Genomic DNA, 24927 nt, shown 5'->3' with positions numbered 1-24927 from the left:
TTTTGCGCGGCGCGGCGTTATTCGTCGTTTATTTGGAATAACCAAACTTCTCTCCTCATGCCTTGCTCCGCGGAAAAATGAGCTCCGGCGCGGCCGCGAGCGAAACGTCAACAGACCCTACCTAGCGAGGACGTCTCCAGAGATCGTCAGGACGCGGCCTGACCTGCATCCGCCGCGAGGCCAGCGCCAACACGCCACCTCCCAGCAGGAACTGCAGCTTCTGTGCCTTGCTCGTCGACACCCGCGCATCCCAGGCCGCTGCGCCGCGCGCTTTCACCTCGACGCCGATCTGCCGATAGACGCCATGCGCCGTGGCGATCGAACAGGCCGAGCGTAACGGCAGGTCCCGCAAGCCCTGAGATGCCGATTGATAGTAGGGTTCGGCCAGATCCACCAGTCGCGCTGCCAGCGTGGCCAATGCCGCACGATGCTCAGGTAGCGCGACCTCATCTTCAGGGATGCCCACCTCGGCCAGCCACTCGGCCGGCAGGTAGACGCGCCCAATCTGCGCATCCTCGACGATGTCGCGGGCGATATTGGTCAGCTGAAAGGCCAAGCCCAGATCACAGGCGCGATCCAGCGTCGGCTCCGCTTCGGCGCCCATCACCCGCGCCATCATCAGCCCCACCACGCCGGCAACCCGGTAGCAGTAGAGCAAGGTGTCGTCGAGGGTCCGGTACTGGTAATCCTGCACGTCCATGCGAAAGCCGGCCAGATGCTCCAGCGGGTAGTCACGGGGGATCTGGTGCCGCTGAATCACCTGCTGGAACGCCGCAAAAGCCGGATCGCTCATCGGCTCGCCGGCATAGGCGCGTTCGGTCAGGTCAACCAGCTCGGCCAACCGCGCCTCGCCAGTCGATCGATCACCCTCGACCTGACCATGCCCCAGCGCCTGCCCGTCGATCACGTCATCACAGTGACGGCACCAGGCGTAGAGCATCACGGCGCTCTGGCGGGTGCGCTCGTCGAACAGCTTTGCCGCCGCCGCGAAGCTCTTGGAGCCGACATTGATCGCCTGGGTCGAGTGATCGACGACCTTGTCGTTCATCCGGCCTGCTCCTTCAATAGAAAGTCCTCCAACATCAGCCCGGCAGTGGCCTTGGCCGAACCCACGACCCCCGGCACGCCGGCACCGGGGTGAGTGCCGGCGCCGACGATATAGAGGTTGGGAATCACGTCATCACGGTTGTGCGGGCGGAACCAGGCGCTCTGGGTGAGGATCGGCTCCAGCGAAAACGCCGAGCCCAGATGAGCGTTGAGCTCGTCGCGGAAATCGTGCGGGGTGAAGATGCGGTGGGTCACCAGATCACCGCGCAGATCGGGAATGTAGTGCCGCTCCAGGTATTCGAAAATGCGGTCGCGATACTTCGGCCCCTCCACCGCCCAATCGATATCCGCCGTGCCCAGGTGTGGCACCGGCGCCAGCACGTAGTGGCTGGCACAGCCTTCCGGCGCTAACGAGGGATCGGTTACGCAGGGCGCATGCAAGTAGAGGGAGAAATCATCGGCCAGGGTCTCACGCTTGAAAATCTCGTCGATCAGCTCGCGGTAGCGCGGCCCGAAGCACACCGTGTGATGCTGCAGGTGCTCGTGGCGGCGCTTGAGGCCGAAATGGATGACGAACAGCGACATCGAGAAACGCTTGCCGGATAGCCGTTTGGCCTCTTCGCGACCACGCTGTTCGTGGCCGAGCAGCTGCTTGTAGGTGTTGACCACATCGGCGTTGGAGGCCACCGCATCGGTATCGAAGCGCCGACCGCCACCCGTGATCACCGCCTTCGCCCGCCCTTCGGCCAGCTCGATGCGCGCCACCTCGGCATTGAGTTCAAGCTTGCCGCCCAGATCCTCGAAAAGCCGGACCATCCCCTGCACCAGCGCTCCGGTGCCGCCGCGCGGAAACCAGACACCACCCTGGCGCTCCAGGGCATGGATCAGCGCGTAGATGGACGAGGTCTCGAACGGATTGCCGCCCACCAGCAGCGAGTGAAAGGACAGCGCCTGGCGCAGCCGGTCGTTCTCCACGAAGTTGGCCACCATGCTGTACACGTTGCGCCAGGCCTGCAGCTTGGCCAGCTGCGGCGCGACGCCGATCATGCTGCGAAACGACAGGAAGGGCACGGTGCCGAGCTTGACGTAGCCCTCCTCGTACACCGCCCGCGAATAGGCGAGAAAGCGCTGATAGCCGGCCACGTCACGAGGGTTGAGCGCGTGGATCTGCCGGTCCAGCTGGGCCTGGTCGTTGACGTAGTCGAAGCTGTAGCCGTCCTCCCAGCACAGCCGGTAGAAGGGGCTGACCGGCAGCAGCTCGACGTAGTCGGCCATGCGCTTGCCGGCGCCGCTGAAGAGTTCTTCCAGCGCCGGCGGATCAGTGATCACCGTCGGCCCGGCGTCGAAGGTGAAGCCCTGGTCGTGATAGACGTAGGCGCGGCCACCCGGCTTGTCGCGCTTCTCCAGCAGCGTCGTCTGGATGCCGGCACGCTGCAGGCGGATCGCCAACGCCAGCCCGCCGAAACCGGCACCGATCACCACCGCCCGCCTCACACCACCTGTTGCCTGGTTCATCGTCTGTCCTTGTGCAGATTGCTGGCGGCCAGCGCCCGCAGCGCCTCGCCCACCGGCACGGGAGGTTTGCCCGAGACGATGCGCAAGCGGTCCCAGGCAGTCAGCTCGGCCGCGTAGAAGCGCTGGATCAGCGGTTCGCGCAGCCGGTAGAAACGTTGCATCACCGCCCAGCGGCGATCCGCCGGGCCGGCCATGAACAGCATGCGATTGAGCAGGCGGAAGAAGCCGCGCCTGCGCCACTGCAGCGTGGAATAGTCGCGAATCGCGGCGAACAGGCTGCCTGCATCCCAGCGATCGAGAGCGACCAGGTGGTCGGCCAGGCGCACCGCATCGGGCAGCGAATAGCCCGTGGTGGGGTGGAACAGCGCGGCCGACAGCCCGCTCTGCGGCACGCCACGCGCCTCGCCCCAGAACGCCGCGATATCGCCGGACAGCACGATGGGCAGCACGCCCTGCTCCTCGCGCAGCACCTCGCGGATCGCCCAGCCGCGGCCCTCGGCGTAGCGCTGGATACTGGCGCGCAGTGCCTCCGGCGCCACCGCATCGCCGTCGGCGTAGTAGGTGTCTTCGATCAGCAGGCTGTCGACGCTGAGCGGCAGCACGTAGACGAAGCGATAGCCGTCTTTCTGGGCGACACTGGCGTCCATGATGATCGGCACCTGCAGGCCATGGGGCTGCTGCAGACGCAGCTCCTGGCCGAGAAACTTCTGGAAGCCCAGAGCCAGCTGAGCGCTGCGCCGCACGCCGCGCCCGTCGATCACCGCCCCGGCCTCCAGGCTCTGCCCGCCGACCAGCTGAACGCGTTGCGGCTCGACCGCGGACACCTCCACGCCCAGGCGAATCTGCCCGCCGAGCTCAGCCATCAGGTGCCGATGAAAGCGCGACGAGAAAATGCTCGCGTAGCCGCTGCCGAGCTGTCGTCGCAGGGCGGGAAAGATCACCTCGTAACCCGGCCAGCGCTGCTCCACCAGCGGCGCCAGCCAGGCCTGCTGCGCCGGGGTCAGGTCGTGCTGGTGGAACGACCAGGTGTGGTTGCCGCCGAGGGTTTCGCCCTGCTCCAGGAGCAGCACGCGCAGCTCCGGCCGCCACTGGCGCAAGCGCAGGGCCAGCAACCCGTTGGCCAGGCCACCGCCGACCAGGATCAGGTCTGCATCAGGCGTCATTGGCCACCTCCGACCGAGGCCGAACGCAGCCGAGCGCGCTTTCGATCAGCTCGGCGGCGCGGGCCGCGCCACCGGCCTGGCGAACCTCTTCACCGAGCGCCGCGGCACGCTGGCGGAAGGCCGCTTCGTCGAGCAGCCGCCGCAGCGCATGGGCGATACGCGCCGGGCTGGCCAGCGCCGGAAGCAGGCGCAGGCCGACGCCGGCGTGCTCGATACGCGCGGCGACACCGGGCTGGTCGAAGGCGATCGGCAGCGCCAGCATCGGCACACCCGCCTCCAAGGCATCGAGCACGGTGTTCAGCCCGGCATGAGTCACCACCGCCGACGCCTGCGCCAGCACAGCCCGCTGCGGTGCGAAATCGGTGACCCAGCATGCGCCTTCCTGCCGGAGCCTGGCGGCCGCTGCGGCATCCAGCCCACCGCAATGGGCGATCAACAGCTGCACATTGAGCCGCCGACAGGCGTGGGCGATATTGCGCAACAGGCCGTAGCGGTGGCCCTGCAGCGTGCCCAGCGAGGCGAAGACGAAGGGCCGCGCGCGGTCGATCGGCCGGTCCAGCTCCCCCTCCGCCTGCAGAGGTCGACGCAACGGGCCGACGGCATGGAAGTGTGGCGGCAGGGCCTGCCGCGGAAAGTCGAAACCTTCCACCGTCTGGCTGATCTGCAGCAGCGGCGACAGACAGTCGCTCAGGCTCGTGCGCCTGGCCAGGCCGAACGCCCGGCAATAGCGCTCGATCACTTCGCCGTGCGGCCGCATCAGCCGATCGTAGACGCCGCTGCTGTGCCGGTTGAGCTGCTCGCCCCAGTCCGTGGCCCGGTAGCGCCAGGGCATCACCGGCAGCGGCACCAGCGGCTCGCGGTTGAACGGCAGGGCGCAGGCGATGGAAACGAATGGCAGCCCGAGGTGCTCGGCCAGCAGCGCACCGGCCGGCTCCATCTGGTCGGCCAGCACCGCCTCCACTTCCAGCGCCCGCAACACGGCAGGCGCCTCGCGGCAGAACAGCTCGGTGCTCGCCGCCATGTCGGCGATCACCCGGCGAATGCCAAACGGTCCGGGGCTGGCGGCACGACGCACCACCGCGGCCAGCGAGCCCGGCGGATGGGTGTCGGTACCGATGGCGGCGAAGCCCGCCGCGGGCAGGTCCAGCAGCGCGCCGACATCGGCCTGCTGGATAAAGGTCACACGGTGGCCATGTTGCTGCAGCTGCCAGGCGATCGCCTCGAACGCCCGCAGATGGCTGAGGAAGGGCGGCACAATTGCCGCAAAATGTGTCATCGGCGCGCCTGGCCGGGCATCAGCAGGCGGACAGCTGCAGCAGCCGGGCCTGTCGCAGCGCGGCGAGATCGGTCGAGCCGGTGCAGAAGCAGGCGATGCGCAACTGCTCGATCAGCACCTCGAAATGGCTGACCACCGCCTCGCTGCTGTGCATCGCCGCCTGCAACACGCCGGCCGCCTGCCCCACCAGATCGGCGCCCAGGCGGATCGCCTTGGCCGCCTCGACGCCATCGCGGATACCGCCGGAGGCGATCAGCGGCGTGTTTGGGCAGGCCTCTCGCACCGCCAGCAGTGCTTGCGCCGTGGGTATGCCCCAGTCGGCGAAGGCCTGGGCGACGGCCTGCTGGCTGGCGTCTGCCGCCCGCGCGGCCTCCACCGCAGCCCAACTGGTGCCGCCGGCACCAGCCACATCGATGGCGGCCACCCCGGCATCGATCAGTCGCCGGGCCACCGCTGCGGATATACCCGCGCCGACTTCCTTGATCACCACCGGCACCGGCAGGCGCGCGGCCAGTGCCTCGATCGCCTGCAGCACGCCGCGCCAGTCCCGATCGCCGCCGGCCTGCACGGCCTCCTGCAGCGGGTTGAGGTGCACGATCAGCGCATCGCCTTCGATCATCTCCACCGCCCGCCGCGCCTCGTCCACGCCATAGCCCCGAACCAGCTGGGCGGCGCCGAAGTTCGCCAGCAGCAGGATGTCCGGCGCCAGCTGGCGCAGCTGACCGGTGAGCCCCTGGTCGCCCGCAGTTTCCAGCGCCACCCGCTGCGAACCGACAGCCATGGCGATGCCCAGCTGCTGAGCGGCCTCGGCCAGATGCGCGTTGATCGCCGCCGAGCGCGCCGCGCCACCGGTCATGGAGCTGATCAGCAGCGGTGCCTGTAGCGGCCGCCCGAACAGCTGACTGCGCAGGTCGATCTGGTCCAGGTGCAACTCGGGCAGGGCGCAGTGCTCAAAGCGGAAGGCAGCGAAACCGTTCCCTGCTGCGCTCGCCGCGCGCCCGGGATCGAGGACGATGTCCAGATGATCGTTCTTGCGGCTGACCAGCGATTGCTTGCTCATGGAATCGGCTCCCCGGAATGACTTCATTGGACGTGATGACCTGAAAAAAGTGCTATGCGATGGCACGACTTGTACAAGTTTCTGTCAAACCGTCCATCAGGTTGTACAACATATCCGCCATCCTGGCTCGTGCCGGGACGCCAGCGAGGGCCGCGCCATGCAAACGCCGAATACCAGCCTCCCGCTCCCGTCATGCGACAGCCTGCTGCGCCTGCGCCGGCAAGTCGACGAGCGCCTGGCGCTGCGCCTGCCGTTTCCCGAATCGGAGCTGGACACGGTCACGCTCGCGCTTCGCGAGGGCACCCTGGCACCCGGCAAGCGCTTGCGGCCGCTCTTGCTCCTGCTGGCGCTCGGCGACCTGGGCAGCGACCCGACCATCGGCCTGGATCCGGCCTGTGCGCTGGAGATGATCCATGCCGCGTCGCTGTTTCTCGACGACATGCCCTGCATGGATAACGCCAGCCTGCGCCGCGGCCAGCCGACTCTGCACCTGCGTTTCGGCGAAGACGTCGCCGTACTCGCCTCGGTGGCCCTGCTCAGCCACGCCTACGGCATCACCGCCACCGCGCCGGGCCTGACGCCCAGACAGCGCAACGAAGCGGTCGCCATCCTGGCTCGCGCCGTCGGTGCGCAGGGCCTGGTGCGAGGGCAGTTCCGCGACCTGCACGGTGCGCAGCAACAGGCTCACCCACTCGATGCAGCCACCACCACCAACCAATTGAAGACCGGCTCCCTGTTTAGCGCTGCGCTGACCCTGGCCGGGCTGCTGGTCGGGGCCGATCGAACGCTGATGCGGCATCTTCACGGTTTCGCCGTCGAACTGGGCCTGGCCTTCCAGCTGCTCGACGACATCGCCGACGGCCTCAGCCCCGAGCAGACCGGCAAGGATTGCCAGCAGGATCGGGCCAAGGCCACGGTGGTCTCGCTGCTCGGTCCGCAGGCCGCGCGCCAGCAACTGGCGACGCACCGCGAAGCGGCACTGGCGCACCTGCAGGCCGCCGGGCTGGCCGAAGGCGAGCTCGCCTCGCTGATGCGCCAGCTGCTCGGCTAGCTGACGAGGGCGACCGTGTTGACGCTCCATCAGTGCAATGGATGGAGCTAGGCAATGGAAAACCGCGGTCCTTAGACTCGGGTCGATAAAAATGGAGGTTGACCATGACCGAGACCCTGCTCTGCCCGCGCAACCTGGCTTTCGAACTCTACGAAGTGCTCGACGCCGAAGCCCTGACCCGCCGCGAGCGCTTCGCCGAGCACAGCCGCGAAACCTTCGATGCCGCCCTCGGCACCGCACGTACCATCGCCGAGAAATACTTCGCACCGCACAACCGCAAGTCCGACGAGCACGAGCCGCAGTACGTCAACGGCGAAGCGGTGCTGATTCCCGAGGTCAAGCCGGCCGTGGACGCCTTCATCGAGGCGGGCTTTCACAACGCGCAGCGCAGCTTCGACGACGGCGGCATGCAGCTGCCAAATCTGCTGTCGCGGGCCTGCTTCGCGCATTTCCAGTCGGCCAACATCGCCACCAGCTCCTACCCAATGCTGAGCATGGGCGCCTCGCACCTGATCGAGGCCTTCGGCTCCGACGAGCAGAAGCAGCGCTTCCTGCAGCCGATGCTCGAGGGCCGCTTCTTTGGCACCATGGCACTCACCGAGCCGCATGCCGGCTCGTCGCTGTCGGACATCCGCACCCGCGCCGAACCGGCCGGTGACGGCAGCTATCGCCTGAAGGGCAACAAGATCTTCATTTCCGGCGGCGATCACCCGCTGTCGGAAAACATCGTGCACATGGTGCTGGCCAAGCTGCCGGACGCGCCGCCCGGGGTGAAGGGCATCAGCCTGTTCATCGTGCCGAAGTTCCTGGTCAACGACGACGGCTCGCTGGGCGAGCGCAACGACGTGCTGCTGGCCGGCCTGTTCCACAAGATGGGTTGGCGCGGCACCACCAGTACCGCGCTGAACTTCGGCGACAACGGCAACTGCGTCGGCTATCTGGTAGGCGAGCCGCACAAGGGCCTGGCCTACATGTTCCAGATGATGAACGAGGCGCGCATTGGCGTCGGCATGGGCGCGATCATGCTCGGCTATGCCGGCTACCTCTATTCGCTGAACTACGCCCGCGAGCGTCCGCAGGGCCGCCTGCCGGACGGCAAGGACCCGGCGTCGACCCAGGTACCGATCATCGAACACACCGACGTCAAGCGCATGCTGCTGATGCAGAAGGCTTACGTCGAAGGCGCTTTCGATCTCGGCCTGTATTCGGCACGCCTGGTGGACGACGAGCACACCGCGGAAAGCGAGGAGGCGCGGCGCAGTGCGGCGGAATTGCTCGACCTGCTCACCCCCATCGTCAAGTCCTGGCCATCGGAGTTCTGCCTGAAGGCCAACGAACTGGCGATCCAGATCCTCGGCGGCCACGGCTACACCCGCGAGTACCCAGTGGAGCAGTACTACCGCGACAACCGCCTCAACCCGATCCATGAAGGCACTCACGGTATCCAGTCGCTGGACCTGCTCGGCCGCAAGCTGATGCAGAACAAGGGCGCCGGCCTGCGTCAGCTGCTCGGGTTGATCCAGGCCAGCTGCGCACACGCCGCCGAATACGACTCGCTGAGCGCACTGCGCCAGCCGCTGGAGCAGCACATCGCCCGCCTCACCAGCGTGACCCAGGCGCTGCTCGGCGATCTGGCAGCCGGCAAGGTGAACCAGGCGCTGGCCAACTCGGCGCTGTACCTGAAGGTCTTCGGCCATGCCGTGGTCGGCTGGCGCTGGCTGGAACAGGCGCTGCGCGCCGAGCGCGGGCTGGCCGAGGGCAATCCGGCGGATGCCGACTTCTACCGTGGCAAGCTGCAGGCGGCACGCTATTTCCTGAGCTGGGAGGTACCGGGCTGCGCCCATGAGCTTGCCATTCTCGAAGCCCGCGACGACACCTGCCTGGGCATGCAGGACGCCTGGTTCTAAGCCGCTAGAAATCCTGTTACAGCGCCCCGCACGATGCGGGGCGTTTTTTTGACAGCCCGTCAAATCATCAGGTTAGAATCGCTGGCATGCCCCCTGCATGGGGCCGCAATGACCGGGGAGAGCGCATTTGGACGTCGGCAACATCAACCACCTGTTTTTTATCGGTGCCTTGTTGGTTGCTGCCAGCATCCTGATGAGTTCGCTGTCGAATCGCCTCGGCGTACCGATTCTGGTCATCTTCCTCGCCGTGGGCATGCTCGCCGGCGTCGACGGCATCGGCGGCATCGTCTTCGAGGACTACCAGCTCGCCTTCGTCATCAGCAACCTGGCGCTGGCGGTGATCCTGCTCGATGGCGGCATGCGCACGCGCACCGCGACCTTCCGCGTCGCGCTGAAACCTGCCTTTTCCCTGGCCACCCTGGGCGTCGCCATCACCTCCGGCCTGACCGGACTGGCCGCCGCCTGGCTGTTCGACCTGCCGCTGCTGCAGGGCCTGCTGATCGGTGCAATCGTCGGCTCCACCGATGCCGCGGTGGTGTTCAATCTGCTCAACGGCAAGGGCCTCAACGAACGGGTCGGCTCGACCCTTGAGATCGAATCGGGCAGCAACGATCCGATGGCGATGTTCCTCACCGTCGCGCTGATCGACATGCTGCTCGCCGGGCAGACCACGTTCGGCTGGGATTTCCTGCTCAGCCTGCTGCAGCAGTTCGGCATCGGCACCGTGCTCGGCCTGCTCGGTGGCTGGCTGCTGCTGCAGTTGATCAACCGTCTGTCGGTGGCCGACGGCCTCTATCCACTGCTGGCGGTGGCCGGCGGCCTGATGATCTTCGCCCTGTCCGGCGCCATCGGCGGCAGCGGCATCCTGGCGATCTACGTCTGCGGCCTGCTGCTGGGCAACCGCCCGATCCGCAACCGCCACGGCATCCTGCACATGTTCGACGGTCTGGCCTGGCTCAGCCAGATCGGCATGTTCCTCGTGCTCGGTCTGCTGCTCACGCCCAGCGAGCTGCTGCCCATCGCCCTGCCGGCACTGGCGCTGTCGCTGTGGATGATCCTCTTCGCCCGGCCGCTGGCGGTGTTCGTCAGCCTGCTGCCGTTTCGCAGCTTCCACCTGCGCGAGCGCCTGTTCATCTCCTGGATCGGCCTGCGCGGCGCGGTGCCGGTGATCCTCGCGGTGTTCCCGCTGATGGCCGGGCTGGAGAACGCCCAGCTGTTCTTCAACGTGGCGTTCTTCATCGTGCTGGTGTCGTTGCTGCTGCAGGGCTCGACGCTGCCCTGGGCGGCGAAGAAGGCCAAGGTGGAGGTCCCGCCATCGCCGATGCCGGTCTCGCGCACCGGGCTGCAGGTGCACACCACCAGCCAGTGGGAGATGTTCGTCTACCGCCTGAGTGCCAGCAAATGGTGCGTCGGCGCCGCCCTGCGCGAGTTGAAGATGCCGCCCGGTACTCGCATTGCTGCGCTGTTCCGCGGCAAGGAGCTGCTGCACCCGTCGGGCAGCACCCGTCTGCAGGTGAACGACATCCTCTGCGTGATCGGCCATGACGAAGACCTGCCGGCCCTCGGCAAGCTGTTCAGCCAGGCGCCCAAGCGCGGCCAGGACCTGCGCTTCTTCGGCGACTTCATCCTCGAAGCCGACGCCCAGCTCAGCGCCATCGCCGCGCTCTACGGGCTCAAGCTCGGCGAGGTGGATGGCGAGCAGACCATCGGCTCCTTCATGGCCGAGGAGGTCGGTGGTCGCCCGGTGGTGGGTGATCAGGTCGAATGGAACGGCCTGACCTGGACCGTGGCGGCCATGGAAGCTGGCGAAGTGCGCAAGGTCGGCCTGAAGTTTCCCGAAGGTGACAAGCCCGGCCCGCAACTGATGTTCTGATGCCAGTACAGCCGCCGGCTGACGCGGCCTCACCGCTCATCTGCCGGTCGACTGTCGGGTACTCGCGCTGGGCCGGCACAGTCCGTAGACTTCCGCTCTTTCCGGTCATCCGCTACGTCACTGCCCTCATGTCACTTCTGCGCACGCTGTTGCTCTCGACGCTCTGCCTGATCGTCGCCCCTTTGCATGCCCAATCGCTGGACAGCCTCACTGGCACGCCGTCCAGTGCCGAAGGCGAAGCGAAGCCCGCCCAACAATCGCTGGGCGAACAAACCCTACGCATGGTCGAGCAGACCGAAACCAGCAAGGCCCGCCTCGACGAGCTGAAGACGCAACTGACGCAGGCGCCGAAGGAGATCGCCGAAGCCCAGCGCGAATTGGTCAAGCTCAAGGCCAGCCCGGACGAGGACCCTGCCAAGCGCTATGCCAGCCAGTCGGTGGATGCGCTCGAGCAGCGCCTGAGCGCGCGGGTCGAGGAACTGGCGGAATGGCAGAAGCAATACAGCTCGGCCAACAGCATGATCATCTCGGCGCAGACCCGCCCCGAACGCGCTCAGGCGCAGATCGGTACGGCGCAGACACGCATTCAGGAGATCAACAACCTGCTCAAGAGTGGCCGTGAATCCGGCAAGCCGCTGAGCGAGGAGCGCCGCGCGCTGCTCAATGCCGAGATCGCCTCGCTCGAGGCACAGATCGAGCTGCGTCGTCAGGAGCTGGCCGGCAACAGCCTGCTGCAGGACCTCGGCAAGGCTCGCCGTGATCTGCTCGCCGAGCGCATTCGGCGTGCGGAGGAAGAAACCCAGGCGCTGCAGACCCTGATCAACGAGAAGCGCAGGGCCGAATCGGAACAGACCGTGGCGGAGTTCTCGGCACGGGTGCAGCAGGCCGGGTCGGACAAACTGCTCGCAGCCGAAAGCGCCGAGAACCTCAAGCTCTCCGACTACCTGCTGCGGGCCACCGAGCGCCTCAACCGTCTGAACCAGCAGAACCTGCAGACCCGCCAGCAGCTCGACACGCTCAACCAGACCGATCAGGCACTGGAGGAGCAGATCGCCGTGCTCGAAGGCAGCCTGCTGCTGTCGCGCATTCTCTATCAGCAGAAGCAGGCGCTGCCGAGCCTGCAGCTGGACAAGAATCTCGCCGACGAGATCGCCGATATCCGCCTCTATCAGTTCGAGCTGAACCAGCGCCGTGAAGCCGCAGGCAATGCCGCCGCCTACGTCGAGCAGCTGCTCGCCCAGCAGAACGAAGAGGAGGTCACACCGGAACTGCGGCGCACTCTGCTGGAGCTGGCGACCACCCGCAGCGAGCTGCTCGACCGTCTGAACCGCGAACTGGACGCCCTGCTCAACGCATCCATCACCCTGCAGCTGAACCAGAAGCAGCTGCAGGACACCGCCAGCGCGCTCAGCAATACCCTCGACGAGCAGATGTTCTGGATTCCCAGCAACAAGCCGCTGGACTTCGACTGGCTGCAGGGCGCCGCCCAGCGCTTGAAGAATCAGCTCGCGGCGATGCCCTGGCTGTCCGCGCTGCAGGAACTGGGGGCAGGGCTCAAGGAGCGCCCGTTGTTCTTCCTGCCGCTGCTGCTGTTGATCGCCGCCCTGCTCTGGTGGCGTCGGAAGATCGAGGCCAAGCTCAGCTCGCTGAGCGAAGAAATCGGTCACTTCCGCAACGATAGCCAGCTGCACACCCCACTGGCGCTGCTGCTCAACCTGCTGCTGGCATTGCCCGGCGCCTTGTTCCTGACGCTATGCGGCTACCTGCTGCAGATGGACGCGCGCGGACAGAACTACGTCCTCGGTGCCGCCCTTTTTGAAATGGCGCAGGCCTGGCTGGTGTTCTACAGCGCCTACCGCATGCTCTCGCCGGGGCGTGTAGCCGAGCTGCATTTCGGCTGGTCACGGCCGCAGGTGGCCTTCCTGCGTGACGAGATCCGCCGACTGGGGCTGATCGTCATGGCCCTGGTCGCCGTGGTCAGCGTCGCCGAACATCAACCGGCGCGGCTGGCCGATGACGTTCTCGGCATTCTGGTGGTGCTGACCTGCTTCGCGTTGATGAGCTGGCGCCTCAATCGCCTGCTGCTCAAGGGCCCGTCGAGCCAGAACGCCCCGCCGCTGCGGCTGACGATCGGGCTGCTGTTCAGCGTGCTGCCGATCGCATTGATCGTCGCAGTCGGCTTTGGCTACTACTACACGGCACTGAAGCTGACCGACCGGCTGATCGACACCCTCTACCTGCTGATGATCTGGATCGTCGTCGAAGCCGCGCTGATCCGCGGGCTGACAGTGGCTGCGCGGCGCCTGGCCTACAAGCGCGCGCTGGCCAAACGCCAGACGCAAGTCGATGAGGGCAGCGACACGGTGGAAACCCAGGGCGAACCGGGGCTGGACATCGAGCAGGTCAACCAGCAGTCGCTGCGCCTGACTCGCCTGACCATGTTCGGCGTGTTCCTGGTGGCGCTGTACTGGGTCTGGTCGGACCTGATCTCGGTGGTGTCCTACCTGGACAACATCACCCTCTACGAATACACCACCGGCAGCGGCGAGACGCTCACCACCGCGGCGATCAGCCTGAACAACCTGCTCGGCGCGCTGCTGATCATCGCCATCACCGTGGCCCTGGCACGCAACCTGCCGGGTCTGCTGGAAGTCATGGTGCTGTCCAAGCTGCGGCTGGCCCAGGGCAGTGCCTACGCCACCACCACGCTGCTGTCCTATGCGCTGGCCGGGTTCGGCATCGTTGCCACGCTGTCCACCCTCGGCGTCAGTTGGGACAAACTGCAATGGCTGGTGGCGGCGCTCTCGGTGGGCCTGGGTTTCGGCCTGCAGGAAATTTTCGCCAACTTCATCTCCGGCCTGATCATCCTCTTCGAACGTCCGGTACGGATCGGCGACGTGGTGACCATCGGCAACCTGTCCGGCACGGTCAGCCGGATTCGCATCCGCGCCACCACCATCACCGACTTCGACCGCAAGGACATCATCGTCCCGAACAAGACCTTCATTACCGGCCAGCTGATCAACTGGTCGCTGAGCGACACCGTCACCCGGGTGACGGTGAAGGTCGGCGTGGCCTATGGCTCGGATCTGGAAAAGGTCAAGGAGCTGCTCTACAAGGCCGCCCAGGATAATCCGCGGGTGCTCAAGGAGCCGGAGCCGCAGGTGTTCTTCCTTACCTTTGGCGAGAGCACGCTGGACCATGAGCTGCGCATCCATGTGCGCGATCTCGGCGACCGCAACCCGGCCACCGACGAGATCAACCGCTTCATCGACCGCGAGTTCGCCAAGGCCGGCATCAACATCGCCTTCCGCCAGGTCGATGTGTTCCTCAAGAACTTCGCCGGCCAGCAGTTGCAGCTCAGCACCACGCCGAAACCGGCCGGCGATACGCCGAAGTCGGAGACCGACGATCGCGGCTGAGGAACGCCCAGACGGATCGCAGCCTCCAACCACCTGAACACGCCCGGCAATTGCCGGGCTATTCTTGCCTGCATGCCGCGCCGGAGGGATCTTGAAGACCCTGACCCAACTGACCTTCGACAACCGCTTCGCCCGTCTTGGCGATACGTTCTCCACCGAGGTGCCGCCACAACCACTCGAGGCACCGCGCCTGGTGGTCGTCAGCGCGGCGGCCATGGCCCTGCTTGACCTGGACCCGGCCGAGGCCGAGCAGCCGCTGTTCGCCGAGCTGTTCTCCGGGCACAAGATCTGGTCGACCGCCGAGCCGCGGGCGATGGTCTATTCCGGTCATCAGTTCGGCAGCTACAACCCGCAGCTCGGCGACGGCCGCGGCCTACTGCTCGGTGAGGTGGTCAACGAAGCGGGCGAGCACTGGGACCTGCACCTCAAGGGTGCCGGCAAGACGCCCTACTCGCGCATGGGCGATGGCCGTGCCGTGCTGCGCTCGTCGATCCGCGAGTTCCTCGCCAGCGAGCATCTGCACGCGCTGGGCATCCCCAGCTCCCGCGCGCTCTGCGTGACCGGCTCAGACACCACGGTCTACCGCGAACGACCGGAACGCGGCGCCATGCTGCTGCGCCTGGCGCCCAGCCACGTGCGCTTCGGCCATTTCGAATTCTTCTACTACACCCGCCAGCATGCCGAGCTGAAGCAGCTGCTCGAGCATGTCATCGAGGCCCATTTTCCCGACCTGCTGGAACACCCCGAACCATTCCACGCCTTCTTCCGCGAAGTGCTCGAACGCACCGCGGCGCTGATCGCCCGCTGGCAGGCCTACGGCTTCTGCCACGGGGTGATGAACACCGACAACATGTCGATCCTGGGTATCACCTTCGATTTCGGCCCCTATGCCTTCCTCGACGATTTCGACGCGCGGTTCATCTGCAACCACTCCGACGATACCGGCCGCTACTCCTTCGAGAACCAGGTGCCCATCGCTCACTGGAATCTGGCGGCGCTGGCCCAGGCGCTGACGCCCTTCGTCGAGGTCAGGCTGCTGCGTGAAGCCATGGAGCTGTTCCTGCCGCTGTACGAAGCCGAATGGCTCGACCTGATGCGCCGACGCCTGGGCTTCGCCGCGGCCGAAGCGGATGACGAGGCACTGGTGCGCCGTCTGCTGCAACTGATGCAGGCCAGTGCCGTGGATTACACGAACTTCTTCCGCGAACTCAGCGAGAGTCCTGCCGAACAGGCGGTCCGCCGCCTGCGCGAGGACTTCGTCGATCTGCCGGGCTTCGATGCCTGGGCGGCGGACTATTGCGCGCGCACCGCACGCGAGGGCAGCGCGCCGGCCGAGCGCCAGGCGCGCATGCAGGCGGTCAATCCGAAGTACATCCTGCGCAACTACCTGGCGCAGCAGGCCATCGAGGCGGCGGAGAAAGGCGACTACGGGCCGGTGCGCGAATTGCACCAGGTACTCAGCCGACCGTTCGATGAGCAGCCCGGCATGCAGCGCTACGCCGAGCGCCCGCCGGAATGGGGCAAGCACCTGGAAATCAGCTGCTCGTCCTGAGGTGCGCGGCCCGTGATGGACCGAGCCTATCGCCCGCTGGAGTGCCGTCGCTGCGCTACTTGCCCAATGGCAGCAGCACGCGGAACCGCGAGCCCTGACCTTCCTCGCTGTGAACCTGGATGCGGCCGTTGTGCGCCCTGACGATCTGGTCGGCGATGAACAGGCCAAGCCCGAGTCCGGCACTGCTTTCGCTCCCCTCGGCACGCTCGAACTGGCAGAAGATGCGCTCCAGACTCTGCGGGCTGATGCCGATGCCGTGGTCACGCACCTCGATGCACGCACCCTCCGCACAGGACGCAACACTGACATGCACCGGCTTGCCGGCACCGTAGCGCATCGCATTGGTCAGCAGGTTGGCTAGTACCTGTTCGATACGGAAGGCATCCCAGACGCCGATGATCGGCTCGTTTCGCTCCAGCCGCAGTTCGCAGCCGCAGGCTTCCATCTGCGCTGCAAAACTCTCCACGACGTTGCCCACCAGTTGCGCCAGATCGATCTGAGCCGGGCGGATCGACAGTTTGCCGGTACGGATTCGCGACACGTCGAGCATGTCGTCGATCAGCCGGATCAGGCTCTGAATCTGCCGCTCGTCCTTGTCCACCATGTTGCGCAGGCGCTCTTCGCTAAAGGCCTCAAGGTTGTTGCGACCGAGCTGCAGCTTGCGCAGCTGCACCTCGAGAATCAGGGTGTTGAGCGGGGTCTTCAGCTCGTGGGAGACGATCGACATGAAGTCATCGCGCATGCGCACCGCATTCTCCAGCTCGGCCTTGGTGCTGCGCAGTTCGTCGAGCAGCACTTCCTGCTCACGGCGACTGCGCTCCAGCGCATCGAGCTGGCGAGCCAGACGCTTGCGTCCGCGATACAGGTCGACGAACACACTGACCTTGCTGCGCACCGCATGGGCGTCCAGCGGCTTGTGCATGAAATCCACCGCGCCGCTCTCGTAGCCCTTGAAGGCATAGTTGAGTTCGCGTCCAGCGGCGCTGACGAAGACGATGGGGATCTGCTTGGTGCGCTCGGTGCCGCGCATCAGCTCGGCCAGCTGGAAGCCGTCCATGCCCGGCATCTGCACATCGAGAATGGCCAGGGCGAACTCGTGCCGCAGAAGCAGTTCGAGCGCCTGTTCGGCCGACTCGGCCTGGTACACCCTGACGCCCGGCGCCTGCAGCAGCGCATCCAGGGCCAGCAGGTTCTCCGGCAGGTCATCGACGATCAGCAGATTCACCTCGTCGGTATGGTCGGGCATGGTCACTCCAGTTCTCGCAACAATCGGTGGATGTCGCGCAGGGGCAAGATGAAATCCGGCGCGAAGCGCTGGAGCGCGGCACGCGGCATGGTCGGTACCGCCGCTTCGGCTGGGTCCTGGACAACGGTCAGGCCACCACAACGATGGATCGCCTCGAGTCCCGCGGCGCCGTCCTCATTGGCACCGGTGAGCAGCAACCCGGCGAGTTGCGCGCCCCATGCATCGGCGGCGGACTCGAACAGTACGTCGATGGACGGCCGCGAGAAATGCACCGCATCGTCCTGGCTCAGCGACAGGCTGCGATCGCGCTCGACCAGCAGGTGATAGCCGGGCGCCGCGAAGTACAGGGTGGCGCCACTTACGGCGTCCTTGTCGTCGGCCTCCTTCACTCGCAACCGGGTCCGGCGGCCGAAGATTTCGGCCAGGTGGGTCGGGCCGTTGGCCGGAACGTGCTGCACCACCAGAATCGGCAGGCGGAAGTTGGCCGGCAGATCGTCGAGCAGCATGCCGAGCGCCTCCAACCCGCCAGCCGAGGCACCGATCACCACGGCCTCGATGGGCGGCTGCCGTTTGCTGCGCAAGATAGCCTGCTCGCTGCTCATAGCTTGCGGAAGATCCTTTCCGATTTGTCGAATGGCTCGTAGAGACCGGCAAAGGCCGAGAACTCGACGGTCTCCTTGCTGCCAAGGCCAAGGAAACCCCGGTGGCAGAGCGACTCGTGGAACAGGCCGAACGCCCGATCCTGCAGCGGTTTATTGAAGTAGATCAGCACATTTCGGCAAGAAATCAGCTGTGTCTCGGAAAATACGCTATCGGTCGCCAGGCTATGGTCGGCAAAGGTAACCTTTTCTTTCAGCGACTTGTCCATGATCGCCGAGTCGTAGGCGGCGGTGTAGTAGTCGGAAAAGCTGCGGGTGCCGCCGGCCTGCTGGTAATTGGCGGTGTACTGACGCAGGTGATCGATGGCGAAGATGCCCTGACGCGCCTGTTCCAGCGAGCGCGGGTTGATGTCGGTGGCGTAGATGATTGAACGCTCGAGCAGCCCTTCTTCCTTGAGCAGGATGGCCATCGAGTAGACCTCCTCGCCGGTGCTGCAGCCGGCGACCCAGATCTTCAGCGACGGATAGGTGCGCAGCACCGGCACCACGTGCTCGCGCAGCGACCGGTAGTAGCTCGGGTCGCGAAACATCTCGCTGACCGGAATGGTGAGGTACTGCAGCAGGTCCATGAACGCCTGCGGATCGTAGAGAATCTTGCGCTGTAGTTCGGAGATGCTCTCGCACTGCAGCTGCTTCAACGCGAGCAATACCCGGCGCTTGAGCGAAGCGCCGGAATAGTCGCGGAAGTCGTAGCTGTACTTGAGGTAGATGGCCTCGATCAGCAGCTTGAGTTCGATCTCGACATTGCGGTCGGGCATGTCACAGCAGCTCCACTTTCGGCAGCCAGACACGGATCAGCGAGAACAGCCGATCTAGGTCGATGGGCTTGGCCAGGTAGTCGTTGGCACCGGCACGCAGGCAACGATCCTGATCGTCCTTCATCGCCTTGGCGGTCACCGCGATGATCGGCAGCTTGGCGAAGCGGGAGTCCTTGCGGATTTCCTGCATGGCGGTGAAGCCATCCATCTCCGGCATCATGATGTCCATCAGCACCAGGTCGATGGTGCCGTCGTGCTGCAGCCTGTCGATGGCCTCCAGGCCATTGCGGGCAATTTCCACCAGTGCGCCCTTCTGCTCCAGCGCGCTGGTCAGGGCGAAGACGTTGCGCACGTCGTCATCGACCACCAGGATCTTGCGGCCCTCGAAGGCCTTCTCGCGGCTGCGCGCACTTTTCAGCATCTTCTGCCGCTCCGGCGGCATGTCCGACTCGACCTTGTGCAGGAACAGCGTGACCTCGTCGAGCAGGCGCTCCGGCGAGCGCGCGCCCTTGATGATGATCGAACGCGAATACTTGAGCAGCGCCGCCTCCTCGTCACGGGTCAGGTTGCGCCCGGTGTAGACGATCACCGGCGGGAAGGAGCAGATGTCCTCGCGGGCCATGCGTTCGAGCAGCTCGCTGCCGTCCATGTCCGGCAGCTTGAGGTCGATGATCATGCAGTCGAACACGGTGCTGCGCAGCAGCTCGAGCGCCTGCTCGCCGAACTCGACAGCGGTGATCTCGATATCGACGTCCTCGATCAGCCGCGACACGCTCTCGCGCTGACGTGCGTCGTCCTCGACCAGCAGGATGCGTTTGACCTTCTGCGCCAGTTTGGCTTCCAGACGGCTGAACACGTCCTTGAGCTCCTCACGGGTGGTCGGCTTCATTGCGTAGCCCACCGCGCCCATCTGCAGCGCCGCTTCCTTGCGGTCCTCTACCGATACCACGTGCACCGGGATATGCCGAGTGGCGGGATTTTCCTTGAGGCGTTCGAGCACGGTCAGCCCGGAGTGATCCGGCAGGCGCATGTCGAGCAGGATCGCGTCGGGCTTGTACTGCACGGCGGTATCGAAGCCGTCGTCGGCGTTCTGCGCCAGCAGGCAGCTGTAGTTCAGCTCGTGGGCGAGGTCGTAGAGGATGCGCGCGAACTGCGGCTCGTCCTCGATCACCAGTACGCAGCGCGCCTCGAACGGCAGCTCGTCACGGTCGTCCGGCAGCCACTGGCGGGGAGCCGCGGCACGCTGCAGCAGGTCTCGCTCGACGGCGGCAGGAGGCGCCGGAGGCTCGAGCGCGACCACAGGCGCCGCCACCGGCACGCTGGCAGGCGTGGTGGGGCGCGGCTCACTGTAGTGTTCCGGCACCACCAGAGTGAAGGTGCTGCCCGCCCCCGGCCTGCTCTGCACCTCGATCTCGCCACCGAGCAGATTGGCCAGTTCGCGTGAGATCGACAGTCCCAGGCCGGTGCCGCCATAGCGGCGATTGGTGGTGCCGTCGGCCTGACGGAACGCTTCGAAGATGGCGGCCTGCTGCTCCGGCGCAATCCCGATGCCAGTGTCGCGCACGGCGAATGCCAGCTGGTCTTCGCCGCGCTTTTCCACCCGCAGCGTCACCGAGCCCTTCTCGGTGAACTTGAAGGCATTCGCCAGCAGATTCTTGAGAATCTGCTCCAGACGCTGCCGATCGCTGAACAGGCTGACCGGCAGATCATCGGCCAGCTCGACCTCGAATTGCAGCGATCGCTCCATGGCCTGAGGCAGGAACAGGTTCTTCACCCCATCGACCAGTCGCGCGAGCACGGTCAGCTCGGGGTGCACCTCGAGCTTGCCGGCCTCCACCTTGGAGATGTCGAGAATGTCGTTGATCAGCGTGAGCAGGTCGTTGCCCGCCGAATAGATGGAGCGCGCGAACTGTACCTGATCGTCACTGAGATTGCCGTCGGGGTTGTCGGCCAACAGCTTGGCCAGGATCAGCGAGCTGTTCAGCGGCGTGCGCAACTCGTGGGACATGTTGGCGAGGAACTCGGACTTGTAGCGGCTGGCGCGCTGCAGTTCGTCGGCGCGCTGCTCGAGCATCAGCTGGGCCTCGTTCAGGCGCTGGTTCTTCTCGTCCATCTCGTCGCGCTGACGCGCGAGGGTTTCGGTCTGCTCGGCCAGCTGCTCGTTGGTCTGCTCCAGCTCGGCCTGCTGTTCTTCCAGGTGCGATTGCGACTCGCGCAGGGCGTTCGACTGTTCTTCCAGCTCTTCATTGGCGGCACGCAGCTCTTCCTGCTGCACCTGCAGCTCCTCGTTGAGCTGCTGGGTTTCGGCCAGCACCTTCTGTAGGCGCTGGCGATAGCGCGCCGCCTCGATCGCCGAGCCGATGCTGGGCACGATGCGCCGCAACAGCTCGCTGTCCTGCTCGCGCAGCGGTCGCAGGAAGCCCAGTTCGATCACGCCGTTGAGCAGGCCGCTGTCTTCCACCGGCACGATGAGCACCGAACGCGGCCGGGTGCCGCCCAGCGCCGAGGTCACCTTGAGGTAGTCCGCCGGCAGGTCCTCGACCGCCATCACCCGGCGCTCCAGCGCGGCCTGGCCGACCAGTCCGGAGCCGACTTCCAGGGTCCGCGCGCTCTGCAGATGCTCCGGATCGTAGGCATACTCGGCGACGCGCTGCAGCTTGCCGTCCTGCACCACGTAGAGCGCGCCGACGGCAGCATCGATGTATCGGGCAAGGAAATTAAGCACCCCCTGACCGAGAGCCGGCAGCGCCAGCTCGCCGATGATGGAGTCGCTGAGCTGGGTCTGCCCGGTGCGGTACCAGGCCTGTTGCTCCAGCGCCTCGGCATGGGACTGCTGGCGCTGCAGCGACTCCGAGTAGCTTTCCGACAGCGAGGTCAGGTCGCGTCGACCAAGGTAGACCAGCAGGCCGCTGAAGATCAGGCTGAACAGCAGGAACCCCCCGATCAGCGCGGTGGTGATGACCTCCGAGACATCGGTACGCTCGCTGCGCAGCTGGCGCTCGCGGGCGATGAAATCGTTGAGCAGCCGGCGCTGATCCTCCTTCAACTCGAGCCCACGTTTGCTCTGCACGTCCTCGATGACCGAAAGCCCCTGACCGCGCTGGCCGATCAGGTCCTCGGCAAAGGCCAGCCATTGGCTGTGCAGCATCGCGATGCGTTCGACGCGTTCGAGCTGCTCGGCATCTTCCGCCGAGTACTTGCGCATCAGTACCAACTGCTCCTCGAACAACGGCCGCTCGCGCTCGTAGGGCTCGAGGAACCGCTCCTGGCCGGCGATCAGATAGCCACGCATCGAGGATTCGATGTCGTTGAGCATCTTCTGCGCCTCGTGCGCATAGGCGACGCCTTGAACCGAGCGCTCGACCCATTGGCCCACGCTCAGCAGGTAATAGACGATGGCGCTGAAGAAGAAGGCGCTGAGAAAACCGAACCCCAGGGGCACCGCCACGTTGCGGTTGAGGATCCGCCTGAAATTGTTCTGGTCGATGAAGGACTCGCTCATCTGGTTTCCTTTCCGTGTACCCGGGACGGGCGAACGCAAGCAAGGATTGCCGGCGGCAGGCATGGCTACCGCCTGATCGCACTCGTTAACGGCGTTTTCTTGAGTGTTTCCCGCGCAATAGGTTCCATAGCGCCGGGACGGCGACTCTACACGGCCAGGAGAGGGAGTTCAAAATGGCCCGACCATCCGGGCCGGGGCTCGTCAGCGGCGGGCGATGACCCAGACCGCATGGATGATGCCCGGGATGTAGCCCAGCAGGGTGAGCAGGATGTTCAGCCAGAACGCACCGGCAAAGCCCACCTGGAGAAATACGCCCAGCGGCGGCAGCAGAATCGCAAGGATGATGCGGATGAGGTCCATCATGGTCTCCGTCAGGTCAGAGGTCGCCAAACTTGGCTTACCTGAATCGACCTGATCGGTGTCGACCGGTTCCTTCGCGCTGCCGCCGGGCAAGTCCGCTGCCGGGGCAGCGGAGCCACGATCCGAAGGCGACCGGATAAGTCGCCGAGGGCATCTGATCGATGCACAGAGGAAAGGACGCAGCCCCACCTGCGGTGGCTGCCGCGTCGTGCCACTTCGCCTTTTGGACCAAGGGGCAACGCCAGGCTTTCGCTTAGCCTGCTAACAATCTCAGACTAAAGACGTAATCGCTATTGGCCATTGGTCGATAGCCGAGCGGATCGCTCGGAAAATGCGTCCGTCGTGAGCAGGAACTCGCCGGCGCTGCGGCAGGTCGCTTACAGAGCCGGCCAACGTACCGGCGGTTAACTGACGACAGGGGGATCCCATGGCCGAACCAATTGCGGTGATCTGCGGTGCGACCGCCGGTGTCGGCCGCGCGACCGCCGAGGCCTTCGCCAGGGCCGGTTACCGCGTGGCATTGATCGCCCGTGGCGAGCAGGGGCTGCACGAAACGAGGCTGCAGATCGAAGCGTCGGGCGCGCAGGTGCTGGCCATGTCCGTCGATGTCGCCGACGCGGCTGCGCTGGACGCCGCGGCGACGCGCATCGAGGCGGAACTGGGGCCCATCGAGGTCTGGGTGAATGCCGCAATGGCCACCGTGTTCGGACCGGTCGCCACGCTCAGCGCAGAGGAGATCGCCCGCGTCACCGAGGTCACCTATCTCGGTAGCGTGCACGGCATTCTCGCTGCGCTGCGCTGCATGCGCCCACGCAACCGCGGCACCATCGTCCAGGTCGGCTCGGCGCTGGCCTATCGTGCGATTCCGCTGCAGTCGGCCTATTGCGGCGCCAAGTTCGCCATCCGCGGCTTCATCGATTCTCTGCGCTGCGAGCTGATTCACGACAAGAGCGCCATTCGCCTGAGCATGGTGCAGTTGCCGGCGCACAACACGCCGCAGTTCGACTGGGCGCGCAACCGGATGAGCCGGCGCGCGCAGCCGGTGCCGCCGATCCACACGCCGGACGTCGCGGCCCGCGCCATCCTGCGTGCGGCCAGGAGCGCGCCACGGGAACTCTGGCTGGGTGCCGCCAGTTTCAAGGCGATCCTGGGTACGCAGCTGATGCCCGGCCTGCTCGATCGAATGCTCGCCCGTCAGGCCTGGGATGGTCAGCTGACCGCAGAGCCTGCCCCGTCCGAGCGACCCGACAACCTGTTCGAGCCGGTAGCGGGTCTGCATCGGACCGACGGGCGTTTCACCGAGCAGGCCGTACCCCGGGCCGTATCGCTCAGTGCGGCGACCGCCAGCGGACTGGCCGTTGGCGCCGGTGCGCTGTTGGCGCTCGGCGTTGGCCTGTTGCTCGGCCGTCGCCGGCGCTGAGCTGTCGTTACGGGCGCGGCTCGCGTTTGCGGCGGATGTTGATCCAGGAGAGCACGGTCAGCGCCAGCATGGCACCGGTCATGCTGTAGTTGCCGATCGCCGCATAGCCGAGCGCGGCCAGCGAACAGGCGCCGAGGCCGGTCCAGCGTACGGCGGCCATCATCCGTTCCACCGCCCGGCTGCGTGGCGCCGCCATCAGTGCGCACCGCGCTGCATGCGCGCCAGCTCCTGCGCGTCGTGGCTGCAGAACAGCGTGACCTCGTCGCGGTGCTCCAGCGACAGCGTCCACAGCCGGTGCTGGTTGGCCAGGCGCGCGCTGCGGTCAACTTCCATCATGCGCTGGTAGAAGCGCAGCCCGGGCGTGCAGTGGCGCTCGTTGCGGCCGACCTCGTCACGATAGAAGTAGGCATCGCCGGCATGCAGCAGCCAGCCGCTGTCGGTCTGCACGGCGACCCCGGAGTGACCATGGGTATGCCCCGTCAGCGGGATCAGCTGGATTTCCGGCGGCAGCCCGCGCAACTCGCGAACGGCCTGGAAGCCGAACCAGAGGTCGCCGCCCGGCTCGTAGAACTGCCAGTTGCGCACTTCGTCCCACTGCCGGTGACGGTAGCGGTTGTGGCCGATGAAGCTGCGTGTCGCCCGGGCGGCATCCATCTCGCGCTGCAGCACGTGCACCTGTGCCGCGGGAAAGTCCGACAGGCCGCCGGCGTGGTCGAAATCCAGATGGGTGAGCACGATATGACGCACGTCCCCGGCGTCAAACCCGAGCTGGCGCAGCTGCTCCAGCGCGGTGTAGCGCGGCTCCAGCTGGATGTTGTTGAGCACGCGGAAGAACCGGCTGAGGCGATCACCCGGGCGCCGCACGTCTTCGGTGCCGAAACCGGTATCCACCAGCACCAGCCCGTGCTGGTCGGTTTCCAGCAGCAGGCAATGGCAGACCAGCTGCGCCGTCAGCCCCTTGCTGAAGCCATCGAACAAGGCGCCGCCGAGCGGGCACATGCAACCGCAGTTCAGGTGATGGACGCGCATGGGCACTCCTCGCTCGACGAGCCGACAGGATCGCCGGCTCTATGTCGTCAGAGGCCGTGCCGCGCGCCGGAGTTCAGCCCGCCGGGA

At 66.0% G+C, this 24927-nt stretch carries 18 protein-coding genes; 6 read left to right on the top strand and 12 right to left on the bottom strand.

Annotated elements, in window-relative coordinates:
* Positions 1-121: 121 nt before the first annotated feature.
* Genes ACX1DW_RS19420 through fni form a run of 5 tightly spaced genes read right to left on the bottom strand, consistent with a single transcriptional unit; the run spans position 122 to position 6061 of the window.
* Positions 122-1048, bottom strand: a complete 927-nt coding sequence (locus ACX1DW_RS19420) for a phytoene/squalene synthase family protein (protein ID WP_458992185.1) — start codon at positions 1046-1048, stop codon at positions 122-124.
* Positions 1045-2562: a phytoene desaturase gene (locus ACX1DW_RS19415; protein ID WP_458992184.1), complete on the bottom strand. Its 1518-nt coding sequence runs from the start codon at positions 2560-2562 to the stop codon at positions 1045-1047. Before ACX1DW_RS19415 ends, ACX1DW_RS19420 begins: the two co-directional genes overlap by 4 nt.
* Entirely contained in the window at positions 2559-3725 is a 1167-nt protein-coding gene (gene crtY / locus ACX1DW_RS19410) for a lycopene beta-cyclase CrtY (RefSeq protein WP_458992183.1), read from the bottom strand. Before crtY ends, ACX1DW_RS19415 begins: the two co-directional genes overlap by 4 nt.
* Complete coding sequence (locus ACX1DW_RS19405) at positions 3715-5001, bottom strand: glycosyltransferase (protein WP_458992182.1); 1287 nt, start codon at positions 4999-5001, stop codon at positions 3715-3717. The genes crtY and ACX1DW_RS19405 overlap by 11 nt, the downstream gene beginning before the upstream one ends.
* 19 nt (positions 5002-5020) lie before the next feature.
* Positions 5021-6061 (bottom strand): type 2 isopentenyl-diphosphate Delta-isomerase, encoded by a 1041-nt coding sequence (fni, locus tag ACX1DW_RS19400; RefSeq protein ID WP_458992181.1) that lies wholly within the window; start codon positions 6059-6061, stop codon positions 5021-5023.
* Between the two features lie 157 nt (positions 6062-6218).
* On the opposite strand from fni, the gene ACX1DW_RS19395 reads away from it, so the two are divergent.
* From ACX1DW_RS19395 to selO, 5 genes are all read left to right on the top strand, one after another.
* Complete coding sequence (locus tag ACX1DW_RS19395; protein WP_110778917.1) at positions 6219-7112, top strand: polyprenyl synthetase family protein; 894 nt, start codon at positions 6219-6221, stop codon at positions 7110-7112.
* 104 nt (positions 7113-7216) lie between these two features.
* Positions 7217-9019, top strand: coding sequence for an acyl-CoA dehydrogenase (locus ACX1DW_RS19390; RefSeq protein ID WP_458992180.1), 1803 nt, complete (start codon positions 7217-7219; stop codon positions 9017-9019).
* Between the two features lie 127 nt (positions 9020-9146).
* Positions 9147-10892: a potassium/proton antiporter gene (locus ACX1DW_RS19385; protein WP_458992179.1), complete on the top strand. Its 1746-nt coding sequence runs from the start codon at positions 9147-9149 to the stop codon at positions 10890-10892.
* 128 nt (positions 10893-11020) lie between these two features.
* On the top strand, positions 11021-14314 hold the full coding sequence (gene mscK, locus ACX1DW_RS19380) for a mechanosensitive channel MscK (protein WP_458992178.1): 3294 nt from the start codon (positions 11021-11023) through the stop codon (positions 14312-14314).
* A 91-nt stretch (positions 14315-14405) separates the two neighbouring features.
* The gene (gene selO / locus ACX1DW_RS19375) at positions 14406-15866 is read left to right on the top strand and encodes a protein adenylyltransferase SelO (protein ID WP_458992177.1); all 1461 of its coding nucleotides are present in this window, start codon (positions 14406-14408) and stop codon (positions 15864-15866) included.
* 55 nt (positions 15867-15921) lie between these two features.
* Here the strand turns inward: selO and ACX1DW_RS19370 are convergent, their stop codons facing one another.
* From ACX1DW_RS19370 to ACX1DW_RS19350, 5 genes are all read right to left on the bottom strand, one after another.
* Positions 15922-17112 carry a hybrid sensor histidine kinase/response regulator gene (locus ACX1DW_RS19370; RefSeq protein ID WP_133455464.1) on the bottom strand — a complete coding sequence of 397 codons (1191 nt, stop codon included), beginning with the start codon at positions 17110-17112 and terminating at the stop codon, positions 15922-15924.
* 2 nt (positions 17113-17114) lie between these two features.
* Positions 17115-17714 carry a chemotaxis protein CheB gene (locus tag ACX1DW_RS19365; RefSeq protein ID WP_063540764.1) on the bottom strand — a complete coding sequence of 200 codons (600 nt, stop codon included), beginning with the start codon at positions 17712-17714 and terminating at the stop codon, positions 17115-17117.
* On the bottom strand, positions 17711-18529 hold the full coding sequence (locus ACX1DW_RS19360; RefSeq protein ID WP_458992176.1) for a CheR family methyltransferase: 819 nt from the start codon (positions 18527-18529) through the stop codon (positions 17711-17713). Before ACX1DW_RS19360 ends, ACX1DW_RS19365 begins: the two co-directional genes overlap by 4 nt.
* A 1-nt stretch (position 18530) precedes the next feature.
* Positions 18531-22031, bottom strand: coding sequence for a response regulator (locus tag ACX1DW_RS19355; RefSeq protein WP_458992175.1), 3501 nt, complete (start codon positions 22029-22031; stop codon positions 18531-18533).
* Positions 22032-22232: 201 nt separating this feature from the next.
* Positions 22233-22391, bottom strand: a complete 159-nt coding sequence (locus ACX1DW_RS19350) for a YqaE/Pmp3 family membrane protein (RefSeq protein WP_073865913.1) — start codon at positions 22389-22391, stop codon at positions 22233-22235.
* Positions 22392-22818: 427 nt separating this feature from the next.
* Here ACX1DW_RS19350 and ACX1DW_RS19345 point away from each other — a divergent pair, with 427 nt between their 5' ends.
* Positions 22819-23811 carry an SDR family oxidoreductase gene (locus ACX1DW_RS19345; protein ID WP_458992174.1) on the top strand — a complete coding sequence of 331 codons (993 nt, stop codon included), beginning with the start codon at positions 22819-22821 and terminating at the stop codon, positions 23809-23811.
* A gap of 7 nt (positions 23812-23818) precedes the next feature.
* Here ACX1DW_RS19345 and ACX1DW_RS19340 read toward each other — a convergent pair whose 3' ends face one another.
* Complete coding sequence (locus ACX1DW_RS19340; protein ID WP_458992173.1) at positions 23819-24007, bottom strand: hypothetical protein; 189 nt, start codon at positions 24005-24007, stop codon at positions 23819-23821.
* Complete coding sequence (locus ACX1DW_RS19335; RefSeq protein WP_208216901.1) at positions 24007-24840, bottom strand: MBL fold metallo-hydrolase; 834 nt, start codon at positions 24838-24840, stop codon at positions 24007-24009. The genes ACX1DW_RS19340 and ACX1DW_RS19335 overlap by 1 nt, the downstream gene beginning before the upstream one ends.
* Positions 24841-24927: the final 87 nt, after the last annotated feature.

The organism is Stutzerimonas sp. KH-1 (assembly GCF_054483855.1).
Note: the sequence above shows the minus strand (reverse complement) of the source record. Positions and strands in the feature narration are given on the sequence as shown.

What these genes read in the sequence shown, in the direction of transcription:
- ACX1DW_RS19420 (WP_458992185.1), bottom strand. Translation starts at nt 1,048, where the DNA reads ATGAACGACAAGGTCGTCGATCACTCGACCCAGGCGATCAATGTCGGC.
- ACX1DW_RS19415 (WP_458992184.1), bottom strand. Translation starts at nt 2,562, where the DNA reads ATGAACCAGGCAACAGGTGGTGTGAGGCGGGCGGTGGTGATCGGTGCC.
- crtY (WP_458992183.1), bottom strand. Translation starts at nt 3,725, where the DNA reads ATGACGCCTGATGCAGACCTGATCCTGGTCGGCGGTGGCCTGGCCAAC.
- ACX1DW_RS19405 (WP_458992182.1), bottom strand. Translation starts at nt 5,001, where the DNA reads ATGACACATTTTGCGGCAATTGTGCCGCCCTTCCTCAGCCATCTGCGG.
- fni (WP_458992181.1), bottom strand. Translation starts at nt 6,061, where the DNA reads ATGAGCAAGCAATCGCTGGTCAGCCGCAAGAACGATCATCTGGACATC.
- ACX1DW_RS19395 (WP_110778917.1), top strand. Translation starts at nt 6,219, where the DNA reads ATGCAAACGCCGAATACCAGCCTCCCGCTCCCGTCATGCGACAGCCTG.
- ACX1DW_RS19390 (WP_458992180.1), top strand. Translation starts at nt 7,217, where the DNA reads ATGACCGAGACCCTGCTCTGCCCGCGCAACCTGGCTTTCGAACTCTAC.
- mscK (WP_458992178.1), top strand. Translation starts at nt 11,021, where the DNA reads ATGTCACTTCTGCGCACGCTGTTGCTCTCGACGCTCTGCCTGATCGTC.
- ACX1DW_RS19370 (WP_133455464.1), bottom strand. Translation starts at nt 17,112, where the DNA reads ATGCCCGACCATACCGACGAGGTGAATCTGCTGATCGTCGATGACCTG.
- ACX1DW_RS19365 (WP_063540764.1), bottom strand. Translation starts at nt 17,714, where the DNA reads ATGAGCAGCGAGCAGGCTATCTTGCGCAGCAAACGGCAGCCGCCCATC.
- ACX1DW_RS19360 (WP_458992176.1), bottom strand. Translation starts at nt 18,529, where the DNA reads ATGCCCGACCGCAATGTCGAGATCGAACTCAAGCTGCTGATCGAGGCC.
- ACX1DW_RS19355 (WP_458992175.1), bottom strand. Translation starts at nt 22,031, where the DNA reads ATGAGCGAGTCCTTCATCGACCAGAACAATTTCAGGCGGATCCTCAAC.
- ACX1DW_RS19350 (WP_073865913.1), bottom strand. Translation starts at nt 22,391, where the DNA reads ATGGACCTCATCCGCATCATCCTTGCGATTCTGCTGCCGCCGCTGGGC.
- ACX1DW_RS19345 (WP_458992174.1), top strand. Translation starts at nt 22,819, where the DNA reads ATGGCCGAACCAATTGCGGTGATCTGCGGTGCGACCGCCGGTGTCGGC.
- ACX1DW_RS19340 (WP_458992173.1), bottom strand. Translation starts at nt 24,007, where the DNA reads ATGGCGGCGCCACGCAGCCGGGCGGTGGAACGGATGATGGCCGCCGTA.
- ACX1DW_RS19335 (WP_208216901.1), bottom strand. Translation starts at nt 24,840, where the DNA reads ATGCGCGTCCATCACCTGAACTGCGGTTGCATGTGCCCGCTCGGCGGC.